General features: G+C 49.9%; 12 protein-coding genes and 1 pseudogene. 5 read left to right on the plus strand and 8 right to left on the minus strand.

The window, feature by feature from the left end; genetic code table 11:
- Nucleotides 1-6: 6 nt before the first annotated feature.
- The 8 genes from lpxA to T495_RS0107545 all read right to left on the minus strand — a co-directional run bounded on the left by lpxA (nucleotide 7) and on the right by T495_RS0107545 (nucleotide 12,163).
- Nucleotides 7-786 (minus strand): acyl-ACP--UDP-N-acetylglucosamine O-acyltransferase, encoded by a 780-nt coding sequence (gene lpxA, locus T495_RS0107510; protein WP_033148201.1) that lies wholly within the window; start codon nucleotides 784-786, stop codon nucleotides 7-9.
- Nucleotides 787-822: 36 nt separating this feature from the next.
- Nucleotides 823-2,202 (minus strand): efflux transporter outer membrane subunit, encoded by a 1,380-nt coding sequence (locus tag T495_RS0107515; RefSeq protein ID WP_028902200.1) that lies wholly within the window; start codon nucleotides 2,200-2,202, stop codon nucleotides 823-825.
- A 1-nt stretch (nucleotide 2,203) separates the two neighbouring features.
- Nucleotides 2,204-5,464 carry an efflux RND transporter permease subunit gene (locus T495_RS0107520; RefSeq protein ID WP_033148202.1) on the minus strand — a complete coding sequence of 1,087 codons (3,261 nt, stop codon included), beginning with the start codon at nucleotides 5,462-5,464 and terminating at the stop codon, nucleotides 2,204-2,206.
- Between the two features lie 49 nt (nucleotides 5,465-5,513).
- Entirely contained in the window at nucleotides 5,514-6,689 is a 1,176-nt protein-coding gene (locus T495_RS0107525) for an efflux RND transporter periplasmic adaptor subunit (RefSeq protein ID WP_033148203.1), read from the minus strand.
- Nucleotides 6,690-6,889: 200 nt separating this feature from the next.
- On the minus strand, nucleotides 6,890-7,354 hold the full coding sequence (locus tag T495_RS0107530) for an outer membrane protein (protein WP_028902197.1): 465 nt from the start codon (nucleotides 7,352-7,354) through the stop codon (nucleotides 6,890-6,892).
- 42 nt (nucleotides 7,355-7,396) lie between these two features.
- Nucleotides 7,397-8,470: an acyltransferase family protein gene (locus tag T495_RS0107535; RefSeq protein ID WP_033148204.1), complete on the minus strand. Its 1,074-nt coding sequence runs from the start codon at nucleotides 8,468-8,470 to the stop codon at nucleotides 7,397-7,399.
- Nucleotides 8,460-10,724, minus strand: coding sequence for an alpha-N-acetylglucosaminidase (locus T495_RS0107540; protein ID WP_033148420.1), 2,265 nt, complete (start codon nucleotides 10,722-10,724; stop codon nucleotides 8,460-8,462). The genes T495_RS0107535 and T495_RS0107540 overlap by 11 nt, the downstream gene beginning before the upstream one ends.
- A gap of 2 nt (nucleotides 10,725-10,726) precedes the next feature.
- Nucleotides 10,727-12,163 carry a CCA tRNA nucleotidyltransferase gene (locus T495_RS0107545; RefSeq protein ID WP_033148205.1) on the minus strand — a complete coding sequence of 479 codons (1,437 nt, stop codon included), beginning with the start codon at nucleotides 12,161-12,163 and terminating at the stop codon, nucleotides 10,727-10,729.
- A 145-nt stretch (nucleotides 12,164-12,308) separates the two neighbouring features.
- Between T495_RS0107545 and T495_RS0107550 the strand changes: the two genes are divergently transcribed.
- The 5 genes and pseudogenes from T495_RS0107550 to tpiA all read left to right on the plus strand — a co-directional run bounded on the left by T495_RS0107550 (nucleotide 12,309) and on the right by tpiA (nucleotide 17,921).
- Nucleotides 12,309-13,673 carry a sodium:alanine symporter family protein gene (locus tag T495_RS0107550; protein ID WP_033148206.1) on the plus strand — a complete coding sequence of 455 codons (1,365 nt, stop codon included), beginning with the start codon at nucleotides 12,309-12,311 and terminating at the stop codon, nucleotides 13,671-13,673.
- Between the two features lie 42 nt (nucleotides 13,674-13,715).
- Nucleotides 13,716-14,888 (plus strand): glycoside hydrolase family 5 protein, encoded by a 1,173-nt coding sequence (locus tag T495_RS0107555; RefSeq protein ID WP_081832051.1) that lies wholly within the window; start codon nucleotides 13,716-13,718, stop codon nucleotides 14,886-14,888.
- Nucleotides 14,889-14,920: 32 nt separating this feature from the next.
- A complete protein-coding gene (locus T495_RS0107560; protein ID WP_033148207.1) occupies nucleotides 14,921-15,277 on the plus strand; it encodes a hypothetical protein in 357 nt (118 codons plus the stop codon).
- Nucleotides 15,278-15,333: 56 nt separating this feature from the next.
- Complete coding sequence (locus tag T495_RS0107565) at nucleotides 15,334-15,900, plus strand: DUF1599 domain-containing protein (protein WP_033148208.1); 567 nt, start codon at nucleotides 15,334-15,336, stop codon at nucleotides 15,898-15,900.
- A pseudogene (gene tpiA / locus T495_RS16155) lies at nucleotides 15,897-17,921 on the plus strand (triose-phosphate isomerase). Before T495_RS0107565 ends, tpiA begins: the two are co-directional and overlap by 4 nt.
- Nucleotide 17,922 lies beyond the last annotated feature (1 nt).

Here is a 17,922-nt window from a genome sequence, read left to right on the forward strand (position 1 = left end):
TACATATTATTTACACATGATGCCGCGTTTGCTGTTTTCGAGGAAGGTGATGATATTACGGATTTCGGGGCCGTCGGGCACCTGTTCCTTGATCTGGTTGATGACATCGAACACACTGGTCTTTCCATGGAACAGCAGACGGTAGGCGTTGGCGATATGCTTCTGAACCTTGGGATCAATCTCGGCGTAGTTCATCACAGTGGTGTTAGGACCGCCATACTCCATGGGTGAGCCACCTGCAATGACATAAGGAGGCACATCATGCGAGAAGGTGCAACCAGCCTGGATGAGCGAGAGGTCGCCAGCACGGGTGTTGGCATTCTGGATGGCACCAGACGAGAAGATAACACCGTTACCAATCTCGCAGTCGCCTGCTATCTTAGTACCATAGCCAAACACGCAGTTATCGCCCACCACGGTATCGTGGCTGATGTGGGTACCCTCGAGCAGGAAGTTGTGATTACCAATCTTGGTAACACCATCCTTGTTGGTACCACGGTTAATAACCACATTCTCACGGATGACATTGTTATTACCAATCTCCACATACGACTTGGCACCACGGAAGTTGAAATCCTGTGGCAGGGCGGCAATCACCGAACCCTGGTGGATCTTATTGTTATTACCAATGCGCGAGCCGTCGCAGATGCTAACGAAGGGGAAGATGATACAGTTGTCACCTATCACCACATCGTCCTCGATATACACGAAGGGGAATATCTTACAGTTGTCGCCAATCTTCGCCTTTGGGCTAATCTCAGCTTTGGGGGATATTTCGCTTGCCATAATTATTTCATTGAAAATTGAAAATTGAACATTGAACTATTTGGCACCGCCGCCTAAAGCCTGATAAAGACTTACTACAGCCTGCATCTTCGAGAGTTGGTCGGTCACCTCGTTAATCTCGGCATTGAGCAGATTGCTCTGAGCGGTAATCACCTCGAGATAGGTGGTGTTAGACGATGACTCCATCAATCGCTTGGTGTCCTCAACATTCTTCTTAAGTACCTCTACACGTTTGCCATCGAGCTCAGCCTTCTGACTGTAAGAGTTGTAGGCTACGAGAGCGTTCGACACCTCGTTACCTGCCTTATAGATAGCGTTCTGCCACTTGTTGTAAGCCTGCTCGTACTGCATCTTGGCCACCTTCAGACCAGCCACAATCTGTCCGTGCTGGAAGATAGGCTGAGTGAGTGAACCAACAGCCGAGAGCAACCACTTACCTGGGTTTACCATGCCATTATTATTGGTAAAGGCTGCTGTACCGGTAACGGTGATGTTGGGATAGAAACGGCTGCGGGCTGTCTCCACATCATAGAAGCACTGTGCCAGCGACATCTCGTACTGATGCACATCGGCACGGTTGGCCAACATCTGGATGCCAACGCCTGTAGAGAGCTCGGTGGGCAGACTCTGACCGGCAAACTTTCCACGGGCGATAGCCTGACCGGGCTGACCCAGCAACAATGAGAGCGAGTTCTCGGTCTCACGCATCTGGCGCTGCAGATCGACACGCTGACTCTGCACCTGATAGTAGGCAGCCTCAGCACTCTGAACAGCGGTAGAGCGATAGCCAGCACGGTTCTCGTGCATGAACTGCATCTTCTCCCAAGTCTCCTTGGTGAGCTGCTCCATATCGGTCACAATCTCCAGCTGGCGATCAAGCATCAACAGGGTGTAATACAGGTTGGCGATAGTCGAGATGACATTGGTCTTCACTACCGTCTGATAATCCTTAGTAGCGATGAGCTGCATCTGCGCCGAGCGTTTGGCACTGAGCAGATTGCCGAACAGGTCGACATTCCAGCTGGCCGAGATGGGCAGCGAGTACGACTTGGTGGCAGCAGCACCATCAAACGAGGTGAGCGAGCCCTGTGGACTAACAGCCACTGAGGGCAGGAAAGCCAACTTTGCAATCTTCAGCGCCTCGTTCACCATCTGCACATTGAGAGCCGCATTCAGCAGGTCAGGATTATTATCCAGTCCCTGCTGGATAAGCGCCTGCAGCTGTGGATCGGTAAACACTGTGCGCCAAGGCATATTGCCAAACGAGGTGGTATCCTGTACGGCCAGGGTGTCGGTGAGCGACTGTGTGTCGCGCACCAAACCCTTGGTATCCACTTCTGGACGTTCGTATTTATTATAGAGTCCGCAACTTGACAACAGCAGAGCTGCAGACATGCATATCATCAGTTTCTTCATATTACTTCTCCAATTCATAATCTTCATGTTTCTTATGAGCATACTGAGCCAGCTCGGCAGCCACCTCGGCATTCTCCTCATCCTCGAACTTCATCGGACTGAACTTCTCCTGGATAGACTGGAAGATGACAAACAGCGTGGGCACAACGAACAGCTGCAGGATAGTACCAATCAACATACCACCTACGGCAGCAGCACCCAGCGTCTGGTTACCGTTCTTACCAACACCGCTGGCAAACATCATTGGCAGCAGTCCGATAACCATGGCCAGTGAGGTCATCAGGATAGGACGCAGACGGGCAGCAGCACCCAGTACAGCCGACCACGTAATGGCCATACCCGTCTGACGGCGCTCAAGTGCGAACTGTACAATCAGAATGGCGTTCTTAGCCAACAGACCAATCAGCATAATCAGCGAAATCTGCATATAGATATCGTTGGCATGACCGAAGATATTGGTGAACAAGAAGCAACCTGCCAGTCCGAATGGAACAGAGAGTACTACCGACAGCGGCAGGATGTACGACTCGTACTGTGCCGACAGAATGAGGTAGATGAAGATGAAACACAACAGGAAGATGATACCTGTGGTGTTAGAAGCCTTAGCCTCCTCACGTGTCAGACCTGAGTAGTCGTAGGTATAACCAGCAGGCAGTACCTGCTTACCAACCTCCTCAATAGCCTTCAGCGCCTCACCAGTAGAATAGCCACTGGCCACTGTACCTGTTACGTTGATAGAGGTGAACAGGTTGAAGCGGTTGATATTCAACGGACCATATACGCGCTCCAGGTTACAGAACTCCTTAATTGGAGCCATACCAGCCGACGTGCGTACATATATACTATTAAGCGACTCTGGTGTCATACGTGTCTCAGGAGAACCCTGAATCATCACCTTATAGAGCTTACCAAACGAGTTGAAGTTAGAACCATACAGTCCACCGAAATATCCCTGCAGGGTGCTGAGCACCAGTGTTGGCGAGATACCACTCTGCTTACACTTAGCTACATCCACGTGTACCATGTACTGTGGATAGTTAGGATTGTATGAGGTCTGGGCGATCTGGAACTCAGGACGCTTGTTCAGCTCGCCCAGGAACTCCTTCACGATACCAAAGAACTTGTTCAGGTCGCCACCAGTACGGTCCTGCATAACCAGCGAGATACCGCTGTTGGCAGAGAATCCAGGAATCATTGGGGGCGAGAATGCCAAGATCTGAGCATCCTTGATATGAGCTGTCTTAATAAATATCTGGGCAATCACACCTGTTGCATCGTAAGGATTCAGGAAGAAGCGATAGATACCATCACCCTCCCAAAGGCCTGAGATCTTCCACCACAAACCTTTCTGACGCTCACCGAATGGCTTCAGCTTGATGATGAATGTACCCTGGTCGGAACCAGCACCTGCAATAAAGTTATAACCCTGAACCATCTCACGGTTCTTAACAGCGGGAAGCTGCGACAGGATAGAATCTACCTGCTGAACAACCTGCTTGGTGCGAGCCTCTGACGTAGCAGGAGGCATAGAGATAGTACAGAACAATGTACCAGTATCCTCGTCGGGCACCAGACCGGTCTTGGTGGTCACAAATGTCACAGCCAGGATGGCGATACCTACAACCACTGTACCGATGATAGCCAACGGCTTGCGCACCAGTTTCTCAAGGATATTACGATATTTATTGGTAGTGGTCTCGAAAGCGACGTTGAACGACTGGTGGAAGCGATCCACACGACTCATTTTCTTCTCGTGACCATCCTTATCATGAGGCTTCAGGAATACAGCACACAGGGCTGGCGACAGCGTCAAGGCATTTACAGCCGAGATGATAATACTGATGGCCATGGTGACACCGAACTCACGATAGAAGGTACCCGAAGTACCGCCGATGAATGATACAGGTACGAACACAGCTGCCATCACCAGGGTAATAGAGATGATAGCGCCCGAGATCTCGTTCATGGCATCGATAGAGGCAGTCAGTGAACTCTTATACCCCTGGTCGAGCTTAGCGTGTACAGCCTCAACCACCACGATGGCATCGTCCACCACAATGGCGATAGCCAGCAGCAAAGCTGAGAGTACCAGCAGGTTGATTGAGAATCCCATCACATTCAGGAAGAAGAATGTACCTACCAGTGATACTGGCACGGCAATCAATGGGATCAGCGTAGAGCGCATATCCTGCAGGAAGATGTAAACAACCAGGAACACCAGTGCCAGAGTCATGAAGAGGGTGAACACCACCTCCTCGATAGAGGCATACAGGAACTCGGTTACATCGTAGTTGATCTTCACCTCCATGCCCGGTGGCATCAGCTTCTGCTGCGAGTCGAGCTCGGCCTTTACCTGCTTGGCAATCTCGTTAGCGTTAGATCCAGCCACCTGCTGTACCATGGTCATAACCGAAGGTACACCATTGTTCTTCATCGATACCGAATAGCCTTCACCACCCAGCTCGATCTTAGCCAGATCCTTCAACTTCAGTGTCTGTCCGTTAGCATCGCTCTTAATGATGATGTTGCCAAACTCCTCGGCTGTACGGAATCTACCGGTATAACGCATCGAATACTCGTAAGCCACATTGGGAGCCTGCTCACCAAACTTACCAGGAGCAGCCTCGATGTTCTGCTCGGCCAGCGCAGCGGTGATATCCGATGGAATCAGGCTGTGCTGCTTCATTACATCAGGCTTCAGCCATATACGCATAGCGTAGGTCTTAGAACTGAATCCAGAAGCATCACCCACACCCTCGATACGCTTCAGCGCAGGAACGATGTTGATGGCGTTATAGTTGGTCAGGAACTCATCGTCGTAACGTCCGTCGGATGTCAGCGAATACATCAGTACCTGTGACGACTGACGCTTGATGACACGCACACCAATCTGGACAACCTCAGATGGCAGCAGGGCCTGAGCCTGGCTCACACGGTTCTGCACGTTAACCGCACACATATCAGGGTTGATACCCTGACGGAACATCACCTGAATCATAGCCGAACCAGGCGATGCGGTAGAGGTGATATAGTCCATACCCTCTACACCGTTGATACTCTCTTCAAGAGGCGTAACCACGGCATTCTTCACCGTCTCGGCATCGGCACCAGGATAACTGGCCTGTACCACGATGTTAGGCGGTGCAATATTCGGATACTGCTCGATAGGAAGCGAGACCAGTCCGATAAAACCCAGCAGCACGATAAGGATAGAAATTACCGTTGACAGTACCGGGCGTTTAATAAAATTCGTAAATGTCATATGCTAACTATTCACTAATCACTAATCACTATTCACTAATCACTATTCACTACTTCATGGCGCCTACGATGTCGCCGGCAGTCATAGCCTTAGCCTGCTCGTCGATCTTCTGCTGGTAGCGCTCAGGAGTGATGGGCACAATCTCCATGCCATCAGCCAGCTTGGTGATACCATTGGTAACATACTTATCGCCAGGTTTCAGACCACCAGTCACAACGTAGTTCATACCATCGTTCTGTGGAGCTACCTGAATCTCGCTGTACTTCACCTTGTTATCAGTACCCAGCAGGTAAACGAACTTCTTGTTCTGAACCTCAGAAACAGCCGACTGAGGAATGATGATAGCCGATGAAGTGCTGTGAGGAATCACGATAGCACCAGAGCCACCACTCTTCAGCACACGCTGAGGATTCTGGAACAGGGCAATCATCTGTACTGAACCGGTGGCAGCGTCAATCACACCACTCATCTTGGTCACAGTACCATCCAGATCGTACATAGAACCATCGGCCAACTTCAGCTTAACAGGTGGAAACTTAGCTACAGCAGCACTCTGACCGCCCTCGCCCTTGCTCATCTCGAGCGCATCCTTCTCGGTTACAGAGAAGTAAACCTCCATCGACGAGTTGTTTGATACGGTGGTGAGCACATTACCAGTGCTAACCAGCGCACCTACCTTATAAGGCAGGGTACCAACTACACCTGCGGCAGGGCTCTTTATGTAGCAGTAGCTCAGCATCTCCTTATTCGACGAGAGCAAAGCCTCAGCCTGAGCTACTGTGGCCTTAGCCTGCTCGTACTGATTGGTGGCCTGCTGTAGCTCAAAGTCACCAATCACACCATTCTCATGCAACTTCTGAGCGTTCTCATAACTCAACTTAGCTGTATTGAGCGAGGCCTTAGCAGTATTAACGCTGGCCTGCGACTGGCGCACCTGGGCCTGATAAGTTACATTATCAATCACAAACAGCACCTGTCCGGCGCTAACTGTCTGACCTTCCTTTACATTAATCTGAGTAATGAATCCAGCTACCTTAGGACTAATCTGCACATCCTGCACACCCTTAATCGTTGCAGGATAAGTGGTCTGAGTTTCAGAACTCTGAGTACCTACAGCTGTTACAGGATACTCATTGTCGCCAAACTGAGGGCGACCACCACCGCCACCGCATGATGACAATATCAGCGATGCTGCGGTCATTACCAAAAACATTCTTTTTTTCATACTATCTATTTGTATCTAATTTAATTCAAACATACATCGTCTCCATATAGAACGTAAAAAGAGCAACCCGAAAACTTTTCGCATTACGCAGGGTTTTCGGGTTGCAAAGATACGAAATTTATATCTAAGGATATATTTTTCTGAACGAAAATTTAACGTTTATTGCCTATAGCATATGAGGCAACGCACTTTTTAACATTTTAGAATGGGAATACCAAACCAACGTTGAGTGTGCTCAAGCCCTCATACTGAGTCTTATAGCAGTACTCACACTTGAATGAGAGGTTGTCATTCAGAGGGAATTCCAAACCACAGCCGATGTTCAGACCCAGCTTAGAATCGCTGCTGCCATCGCCACTCCAACCAACTACATTCAGACCTGCAAGAGGATAGATGATAAAGTTGGTATTAGGCAGACGGAACAGGTACTCAACATTGACATTGGGGTTCCACATGCTCACGTGATCCTTATTGAAATAATAATCGAACTGAGCCACGCCACGCACATTCTCAGCAAACTCATAGCCGATGTTGGCACCGATACCACAGTTGTTAGGTGAATCGAGCAGATAATTGAAATGACCGCTGATTGTAGTCTTACCAACCTGTGCGAAAGATGTGAGACTCCACATCATAACGCTGATAACCATTAAAAACTTTTTCATAATCGTCTTTTAAGAATTAAATTAATAATACAAATTTACATATCATAGTTTGATATATATTCTCTTTCGATAAAGCAGATAACCAATCAGGAAATTGAGCATCACAAAGTAAACAGCATAAGCCAGCGAAGCCCACTTCAAAGCAGGAATCACAGCATGCATGCCGTTATAGACCGTTTCCGAAACGCCGATATTTCCCAACAAAATAGCCAGCAGCTCGCTCGACACATAAAGCGCCAACGCATTCACACCGAACACATGGAAGAAGGTGGTCCAACCGCTCTTCTTCTGTATGTCTATCACATACATCAGCAGGGCCTGCAGCAGCGAAGCCAAACCGCACGTCATGAGCACGTAGCTGGGGCTCCAGATACGCTTATTCAAAGGCAGACCGTAGCTGAGCAGATAGCCGCCTATCACACAGATGGCTCCTACCACAAAGAGGGCTATCACCTTCTGTTCAACCGTTTCACGTTTGCGGATCAGCATACCACAATAGAAGCCTAACAGCACATGGGCTACTGATGAGATGGTGCCTACCAACCCCTCAGGATCAACCGGACTTTTATGATAGATATGCTCGTAGCCAAACAACTTCAAGTCGGCTTGCGCCAAGAAATTCACGTCAGCATCCTCGGCATAGCCGTTGCCCAGAATCAGGATGGCGGTATAGATGGCCAACAAGCCTGCAATCACTGGCAGGGTGTACTTGTGGTTACAGAACAGTGCAAACAGCGATACGATGCCATAGCACAAGGCAATACGCTGCATGACAGCCCAGATACGCAGATGTCCGAAACACAACAGGTCGCCCTCGATAGCATGATCAAACCAGTTGATGAACAAACCGATGACGAAAAGCAAAACGGTACGCTTGATGATGCGACGGATGACTGGCGACGTAGGTTTGAAATCAGACTTCACTAACGAGAGATAGCATGAGATTCCCATGATAAACAGGAAGAACGGGAATACCAGATCGCAGGGAGTCATGCCGTTCCACTTGGAATGTCGCAGCATCTCGAACGATTCACCCCAACCGTTGTTTACCAGTATCATGCCTGCTACGGTGATACCACGCAGGATATCGAGACTCAATAATCGCTTACTTTCCATTGACCATTGAACATTGACCATTGAACATAAAATCCATCACCTCCTTGGCTACATCTACGGGTGAGCCTTCGGGGATAGCAGAGTATGGAGTCTGGTCGAGTGTCCAGGGCTCCTCCATAGCGTAGTAATCCAGCTTTACCTCCTGTGGCAGAGCCATCGCAAAGAGCTCTGCAGCTGTCTTGGTGGCATTCGGACCACCACCCAACAGCTCTGGCTGGGGTGCTGTCTGAGCCTTCATCTGTTCAGCAAGGGCATCAAAATAGGCCTTCCAACGCACATAATAGAAATCCTTCAGCAGCCCCTGCCACTCCTTATGCGCATAATCGCGCAGACCACCCGTATCAGCACAATAACGGTTGCCCCAGGTGGTAATCTGTACACGGGCATTCCACTCATAGAGTTTCTTCTCGTCAGCCGTAGTACCAGCATTCAGCGCATCCTGTGTCCAGCGTCCTACACGGAACTCGGTACGTGTGCCCAACAGCTGGTCCTGCAGCAACAGCATCTGGAGGAAACGCTTGGCCTCCTTGTCAAACTGTTTCCTACTGAACGCCTTATAGTCGGCAATCGTCTTCTGATACTGGATACGTGCCTGATCGGCCAGAGCCTGACGGGTGATATCCACCAGATCGTACTCGAAGTTATTATTGCCACGATATCGGTTGGCCACGCTGTTCATGAGTTTAGCAGCCCGTTTGGTGTCAGCGGGGTCGTAATAGTTTTTCATCTTCGACCAGCTCGATGCCTGGAAGTTGTTCAACGAAGGCCGTCCGCAGAAGATGCTCTCGTGAGGGCCCTGCTGGTTGTTACCTGCCGGACAATTATAGATACTCTTCACCAGCACCAGCCAGGCCTTTTCCAGGGTTTTATCCTCTACCCCATAACGGGCTTTCACATAGTTCTTGATCCACGCCTCCTTCGTAAACTTCTCAGCACGCCAAGGCAGTTCACTCATCAGTTCGAACATCACGGGATTGTTCTCCGAGCCTTCCATGGTAAAGCCGATGCCCTTGAGCTTGGAACTTTGAGCTTGGAACTTTGAACTTTGCAGCATATAGAAGTTGTCGAGCAACTGGTCCATACGTCCGTGCAGACCTACATTGGCGCCGAAGTTCTCCAACAAACAGAACAGCCACTGATGCTGCTTATAGCCCTGCTCACGCTTCCAGATGCTGGGGATACCGAACATAGGACGGCACTCTGAGAAGAGGTCGAGCACCAGCAGATCGCCCGTCTTCATACCATCCACCATGGCCTCGCGTGGGTTCTCTGTCCATCCCTGAATCACCCACACTGCCTTGGGATTAACACGCTTCATCGCCTGCATCATAGCCTCACCGGCCTTGGCATAATCGATATTGGGATCATCGTTACTCTCGTGGAAAGGATCCATCGAATAGTAGTCGGCTCTACCGAACAACTTAGTCAGCTCATTATAATATAAGGTAGCGATTTCTGAGAATCGCGCATCAGTAGGCAACAGGTTGGCAGGACGCTGGAAACCATTCCACAGACCAGCATCGGCTACATTCAGACCGAGACGTTGCTTGGCATCATGGGGTACCATGCCGCAATAACCAGGCAATACGGGATGCATGCCCAGTTGTTTCATACGTGCCAGAATCTGCTTCTGTAGTTTTTCCTGACGGGCATACCAGGATGTGGGTAGCGGACCGCCCCACCCTTCGAGGTTGTTCATCTCCCACCAGGCCAGGAACGCTGGGCCGGCGATAAACTCGCCCACCTCTTTCTCACTATAGCCTAACTTCAGCAGCATATTACGCCATACGCACTCCTCACCCACGATAGCCAGTGGCAGGTTGACACCATGCAGCGCCATCCAGTCGATCTCTTTCTCCCAGCGCTTCCAATCCCAGAAAGCCATGGAGTAAGAGAAGGTACAGTAGTTAAAGTCGTAACGCAGTGTCAGATCAGTCTCATGGCGCTCTTTCTTAGTGACAGCCGGCATCACTGCTGGCAACTTCGCCTGCATCTGATTCCAGGAGAGGTGGATGCCCGCATAGTATTTCAGATACCAGTTCAGACCCGAGGCGATGTTCACCCACGAGTTACCGCGGATCACCACTTTCTTACCAGCCTGATCGAGTTCAAAAAAGTCCTTGTCGCTCTTCACCAGCTGGGTTTTAAACTTGGCCGAGCCGCCTTTATCAATACGCTCAATCAGTTCATCCACAGGATTCGCATACAGCTGCACTGACAACAGAATACCAATAATAGTTAGTAGTTTTCTCATGATCATATCAGTTTCATTTGTTTTGCTTTTTCCATAAGGAGGGCCATGAGGGGTTCGCGTTCGTTCTCCACCTTATTATCCAACACGGCATCCTTGAGGTATTGCTTCAAGGTACCCACCTCACGACTGGGCGTCAGGTGGAACAACTCCATGATCTCATTACCATCAATCACAGGCTGCAGCAATCGTACATAGTCCTTCTCTTTCAGATCGGCCAGTTTCTCGCGTACCATACGGAAGTTCTCCAGGAACAGCTTTTTGCGTACCTCATTCTTCGACGTGATGTCGGCCTCACAGAGAATCATCAGATCCTCGATATCCTCACCAGCATCGTTCAGCAATCGACGTACAGCTGAATCGGTCACAATATCATCGGCAATAACAATAGGTCGCATGTGCATCTCCACCAGCTTCTGCACATACTTCATCTTCATATCCATCGGCAACATGAGTCGACGGAACAGTTGTGGCACCATCTTGGCACCAATCAGATTATGATTATGGAAGGTCCAGCCAATGGCAGGATCCCAACGTTTCGACTTGGTCTTACCCACATCGTGCAGGATAGCCGCCCAGCGCAGCCACAGGTTATCAGAATGACTGGCCACATTATCGAGCACCTCTAACGTATGATAGAAGTTGTTCTTATGCGCCCGACCGTTTCTCTGCTCCACGATGTCGAGTGCCGCCAACTCAGGCAGAATGAGCTGCAACAAGCCACAACGCTGCAGATCCACAAAGCCTCGTGATGGTGTCGGCGACAGGATAATCTTATTGAGTTCGTCTTTGATGCGCTCGCCACTCACAATCTTGATTCTGTCGGCCATACGCTCCAAAGCCACAAACGTATCTTCTTCAATCTGGAATTTCAGCTGTGTTGCAAATCGGATGCAACGCATCATGCGCAACGGGTCGTCAGAGAATGTGATGCCCGGCTCCAAAGGGGTTGCAATGATACCATCCTCCAGATCGGCCAAGCCATTGAAGGGATCGACCAACTCACCAAAACGCTCCTTATTCAGGCAGATAGCCATGGCATTGATGGTGAAGTCGCGACGGTTCTGATCATCCTCCAGCGAACCGTTCTCCACAATGGGCTTGCGCGAGTCGTGACTGTAGCTCTCCTTACGGGCACCTACGAATTCCACTTCATATTCCACCCCTTTCTGACGGAACTTCACCTGGGCAGTACCAAAATTACGGAACACGGAAAGATGTGCTTTTCTGCCCACCATGCGCTTCAGCTCTTCGGCCACCTGGATACCACTACCCACAACAACCACATCAATATCATTCGAGGGACGTTCCAGGAAGATATCCCTGACGTAGCCACCAACCACATAGCACTCCTGCCCCAAATGGTCTGCAGCCTCACTGATCTGGTGAAAAACCTCTTGATTTAATATCTCTGCTAATTCCTCGTCGCTATATAGTTTCATCCTCAATACTTCTCTTTTAGGGTGCAAAGATAGCATTTTTTCTGCATTTTTAGGCTTTATCACGCAATTTATGTTGAAATATGCGACATATTTTTGGTTTTTTCAGAAATAACTACTATTTTTGCATGCAGATTTTTAAGAAAGTATGGAACCTATCAACGACTTCTTCGCGCTGTTAAGCTCATTCCTTTGGGGATGGCCGATGATTATCCTACTGCTTGGTACGCATGTATTCCTGACCTTTCGTCTACGAATACCACAACGAAAACTGTTGACGGGCATACGACTGAGTATCAAGAAGGATGCCATGGCCGAAGGCGAAGTGAGCCAGTTCGGCGCACTCGCCACTGCATTAGCAGCCACCATTGGCACAGGAAACATTGTTGGTGTGGCAACAGCTGTAGCACTGGGTGGTCCTGGTGCCGTACTGTGGTGCTGGCTGACAGGTATCTTTGGTATGTCGACCAAATATGCAGAAGGATTGTTAGCGGTGAAATACCGTGTAAAAACAGACGACGGCAAGATGGTTGGTGGTCCGATGTACGCATTGGAACGTGGTCTGAACATGAAATGGCTGGGTATCCTCTTCGCTATCTTTACCGCCTTGGCCTCATTTGGCATCGGCTGTACAGTACAGGCCAATTCCATCGCTCTGCTGGCAAACGAGACATTCGGTGTACCCACATGGATTATTGGTCTCTTTGTCTGCATACTGACAGCCTTAGTCATCCTGGGCGGTGTGAAGGCAATAGCCAAGGTGTGCACCATACTCGTGCCCTTTATGGCTGCGCTCTATGTCATAGGCTGCATCGTTATCCTGTGTATCAACGGCAGTTATGTATGGCCTGCCATCCAACTGATTGTAGATTCCGCTTTCAACCCATCGGCTGCCGGCGGCGGCTTTGTGGGAGCTACTGTGATGATGGCAGCACGCTATGGTATTGCCCGTGGACTGTTCAGCAACGAGAGTGGCATGGGTAGCGCACCGATTGTGGCCGCTGCTGCCCAGACACGCAACCCGGTCCGTCAGGCGTTAGTATCGAGTACAGGCACATTCTGGGACACTGTCATCATCTGTGCACTGACAGGGCTGGTACTGGTAAGCAGCATTCTGGCATACCCTGACATCACCTACGACGACGGTGCAGCCCTGACCAAGGTAGCCTTCTCGAAGATTCCCTATGTAGGCGCTCCGTTGTTATCATTCGGCATTCTGACCTTCGCCTTCAGCACCATCATCGGATGGAGCTACTACGGTGAGAGTGCCGTCAACTATCTGGAAGGTCATCGCACCAACAAGTTCTATCGCATTCTGTTCATCGTGTCACTCTTTTTCGGATCGATCATCAATCTCGACATCATCTGGAACATAGCCGACTGTATGAATGCCCTGATGGCCATTCCCAACCTGATAGCCCTCTTGCTCCTCTCGGGTGTAGCGGCATCAGAGACCAGGAAATATCTATGGGACGGACGCTTGGACGAGGTCAGCGAAGACCTCGACGCATAGTACCAACAAAGCATATGGATAGCTAACAAAAATGATAACGGTATGAAAAAGAACGTATTGGTTTTAGCCGTTTTTTTTACGGCAATGCTGGCAGCGACGTCATGCAGTAACAAAAGTCAGAGTCAGAAACAGGAAGAGACTCAAGCCGGACAGGTGAACAATTTCCGCATCAAGCGCGGTACAAACGTCAGCCACTGGCTGAGTCAGTCGGAACAGCGTGGCGAAGCACGTCGCCTGCACATTCAGGAAGACGATTTTGCCCGTCTGGAGGAGTTAGGCTTCGACTTTGTCCGTATTCCCATTGATGAAGTACAGTTCTGGGACGAGAAAGGCAAGAAACTGCCCGAAGCCTGGGGCTTACTGAACAACGCCCTCAACTGGGCTCAGCAGCATCACCTGCGCGCCATCGTCGATCTGCACATCATCCGTTCACATTATTTCAATGCCGTGAACGAAGGCGGCTCTTCGACCAACACCCTGTTTACTTCAGAGAAAGCCCAGGATGACCTGATCAACCTGTGGCGCCAGCTGTCGGAAGACTTAAAGGACCGTAGTTGCGATTCTGTGGCCTATGAGTTCATGAACGAGCCTGTAGCACCAGAGCACGAGCAGTGGAACCAGCTGGTAGCCAAGGTACACAAGGCACTCCGTGAACTGGAGCCTCAGCGTACATTGGTGATTGGTTCGAACATGTGGCAGGGACATGAGACCATGAAATACCTGAAAGTTCCCGAGGGCGACAAGAATATCATCCTCTCGTTCCATTACTACAACCCAATGATATTGACCCACTATGGTGCATGGTGGACACCATTAGGCAAGTATAAGGGCAAGGTGAACTACCCTGGCGTACTGGTATCGAAGGAAGACTATGAGGCAGCTCCTGCCGACATCAAAGACCAGCTGAAACCCTATACTGAGGAGATCTGGGACATCAAAAAGATTCGCGAACAGTTCAAGGATGCCATTGAGGCTGCCCAGAAGTACGATCTGCAGCTGTTCTGCGGTGAATGGGGTGTGTACGAGCCCGTGGATCGTGAACTGGCTTACAACTGGACACGCGATATGCTGACCGTATTCGACGAATTCAATATTGCCTGGACCACCTGGTGTTATGATGCCGACTTCGGTTTCTGGGACCAGCAGCGTCACACCTTCAAGGACCGTCCATTGGTTGAGTTGCTGATGAGTGGCAAAAAATTAGGAGAAAAGTGATTATAATTGAGAATTGATAATTGATAATTAAATTGAAAAAGATTGCATTGGCCGTATTTACGGCATTACTGATAACAGCTTGCGGCGAGACGAAAACCCGAAAGGAAATCAATCGCCGCAAGGCTGCTTTGGTTGAGAAACAGGAAACCGAGTTGAAAAAAGCGCAGGATGAGTTATGGCGTACCGACAGTCTGTTACAGATTGCCAACAAAGAGTTAGAAACCATGACGCAAGAGGTAGAAGCGCACAAGAAGGAACTGAAAGCCACACCCGAGGAGCTGACAGCACTCACCAGGCTGCGTGTGAAGCGTGACAGCATTCAGACGCAATACGAGGCATTAGGTCTGAAAATAAGGTACATACACAAGAAACAGAGTGAAAATAAGTGAATTTTTCACGATTCACCATCCGTTATTCACTAAAAATTGCTACCTTTGCAGCCGATATGATTCAATTTGACAAGACAAACGTTCAGTTTGAGCAGGCTTTAGCAGAGTGCAGAGCCCTGTTCGAGAAGAAGCTTCACGACTATAAGGCATCGTGGCGCATTCTGCGCCCCACGGCATTGACCGACCAGCTGTTTATCAAGGCCAAGCGCATCCGTTCACTGGAGATCAAGAAAGAGTCTCTGGTGGGCGAAGGTATCCGTCCCGAGTTTATTGCCTTGATCAACTACGGCATCGTAGGTCTCATCCAGTTAGCCAAGGGGTTTGCCGACACTGTTGATATTAACAATGCCGAGGCGATGGCCCTTTATGACAAGCATGCCCAAGAGGCACTGGAGCTGATGAAGCGTAAGAACCACGACTACGACGAGGCGTGGCGCGGGATGAGGGTCAGCAGCTATACCGACCTGATTCTGACAAAGATTGAACGCATCAAGGAGATCGAGAACCTGCAGGGCGAGACACTCGTCAGCGAGGGTATCGACGCCAACTATATGGACATTATCAACTACGCGGTCTTTGGAGTAATTAAATTATCGGAGGAGGACGACAACGCCACAGCATGAAGAAAGCTGCCGTTAACATCTGCCGACTACTGCTGGCACTGACATTTATCTTCTCAGGATTTGTCAAAGCCGTTGACCCATTAGGGACGCAGTACAAGATTCAGGACTACTTGGTGGCGATTGGATTAGGGCGCATGATGCCCGACTTCACGACACTCGCCACATCAGTACTGTTGGCAGCCACGGAATTCTTCTTAGGTATCTGTCTGCTCTTTGCCATCAGGCGCCGAATGGTGTCAAAATTAGTGCTGGCTATCATGGGCGTGATGACACCGCTCACTCTCTGGTTGGCCTTGAGCAACCCTATCAGCGATTGCGGTTGTTTTGGCGACGCTCTGGTGCTGACCAACTGGCAGACGCTGTGGAAAAACATCATCCTGCTGGGGGCAGCCATCGTAGTATGGAAATGGCCGTTGGAGCAGGCCCGCCTGATTAGTCAGTCGAACCAGTGGATTGTGATGAACTACTCGCTGGTATTCATCCTGCTGTTCATATCGGTCAAGAGTCTCTACACCCTACCCCAGTTCGACTTCCGTCCCTATCATATCGGTGCTGATATCCGAGAAGGTTGGAACAAGATGATGGAAGGTGAGGAATCACCCTATACCGATTTCTTCGTAGAGAGGCTGAAGGATGGTGAGGACATCACCGAACAGATACTGGCAGACAAGGGATATACCTTTCTGCTGATAGCCCCACACTTGGAACAGGCTGACGACTCACGATTAGACGAGATCAACCAGATGTACGAATACAGTCTGGACTACGGCTATCCGTTCTATTGCCTGACAGCCAGTGGCGCGAAAGCCATCGACAGCTGGCGCGACCTGACAGGTGCAGAATACCCGTTCTGCCAGACCGATGACATCACGCTGAAAACCATGATACGGTCGAACCCAGGTCTCATCCTGCTCAAGGATGGCAAGGTGATACGTAAGTGGAGTCATAACGACCTGCCCACCGAAGAGGCGCTGACCACCAGACTGGAAGACTGCAAGTTAGGTCAACTGCCTACAGAGACGGTGACCACCAAGATACTCTGGGTACTGACCTGGTTTGTATTGCCACTGGTGCTCCTGACGATAGCCGACCGCCTCTGGGCTTGGACCAAGTGGGTGAGACGAGAGAAGACAGTGATTAGTGAAGGCCTCGATTAAGCGAGAGCAGAGCCAAGCTTGCTTGAGCTATGCCGATCGTGAGAGGGCTCGATACAAAGCATCAATAGTGAAGTTTTTATACATATTTAAAATTTTAGTAGAATTATGAGAAAGAAAATTGTAGCAGGAAACTGGAAGATGAACATGAATCTCCAGGACGGTATTGCTCTTGCAAAGGAGCTGAATGAGACTCTGAAGGCTGAGAAGCCCAACTGTGGTGTAGTGATCTGCACACCATTCATCCACCTCGCTTCTATCGCACAGTTCCTCGATCAGGACATCATCGGTCTGGGTGCTGAGAACTGCGCTGACAAGGAGAAGGGTGCTTTCACTGGTGAGGTTTCTGCCGAGATGGTAAAGAGCACTGGTGCTCAGTACGTCATCCTGGGTCACTCAGAGCGTCGTGAGTACTACAAGGAGACTCCCGAGATCCTGAAGGAGAAGGTGCTGCTCGCTCAGAAGAACGATCTGAAGGTTATCTTCTGTATCGGTGAGAGTCTGGAGGAGCGTGAGGCTGGCAAGCAGAACGAGGTTGTTAAGGCCGAGCTCGAGGGTTCTGTATTCAACCTCGCTGAGGAGGACTTCCGCAAGATCGTTATCGCCTACGAGCCAATCTGGGCTATCGGTACTGGTAAGACCGCTACCGCTGAGCAGGCTGAGGAGATCCACGCTTATATCCGTTCTATCATCGCTGAGAAGTATGGTCAGGCTGTAGCCGACGACACCACTATCCTCTATGGTGGTTCTTGCAAGGCCAGCAACGCTCCTGAGCTGTTTGCTAAGCCCGACATCGATGGTGGTCTGATTGGTGGTGCTTCACTGAAGGCTGCTGACTTCAAGGGTATTATCGACGCATTCAAGTAAG

It is taken from the genome of Prevotella sp. P6B1 (assembly GCF_000702825.1).
Taxonomy (GTDB): Bacteria; Bacteroidota; Bacteroidia; order Bacteroidales; family Bacteroidaceae; genus Prevotella.

Coding starts and splice junctions, on each gene's coding strand:
- lpxA (WP_033148201.1), bottom strand. CDS start 786: ATGGCAAGCGAAATATCCCCCAAAGCTGAGATTAGCCCAAAGGCGAAG.
- T495_RS0107515 (WP_028902200.1), bottom strand. CDS start 2,202: ATGAAGAAACTGATGATATGCATGTCTGCAGCTCTGCTGTTGTCAAGT.
- T495_RS0107520 (WP_033148202.1), bottom strand. CDS start 5,464: ATGACATTTACGAATTTTATTAAACGCCCGGTACTGTCAACGGTAATT.
- T495_RS0107525 (WP_033148203.1), bottom strand. CDS start 6,689: ATGAAAAAAAGAATGTTTTTGGTAATGACCGCAGCATCGCTGATATTG.
- T495_RS0107530 (WP_028902197.1), bottom strand. CDS start 7,354: ATGAAAAAGTTTTTAATGGTTATCAGCGTTATGATGTGGAGTCTCACA.
- T495_RS0107535 (WP_033148204.1), bottom strand. CDS start 8,470: ATGGAAAGTAAGCGATTATTGAGTCTCGATATCCTGCGTGGTATCACC.
- T495_RS0107540 (WP_033148420.1), bottom strand. CDS start 10,724: ATGAGAAAACTACTAACTATTATTGGTATTCTGTTGTCAGTGCAGCTG.
- T495_RS0107545 (WP_033148205.1), bottom strand. CDS start 12,163: ATGAAACTATATAGCGACGAGGAATTAGCAGAGATATTAAATCAAGAG.
- T495_RS0107550 (WP_033148206.1), top strand. CDS start 12,309: ATGGAACCTATCAACGACTTCTTCGCGCTGTTAAGCTCATTCCTTTGG.
- T495_RS0107555 (WP_081832051.1), top strand. CDS start 13,716: ATGAAAAAGAACGTATTGGTTTTAGCCGTTTTTTTTACGGCAATGCTG.
- T495_RS0107565 (WP_033148208.1), top strand. CDS start 15,334: ATGATTCAATTTGACAAGACAAACGTTCAGTTTGAGCAGGCTTTAGCA.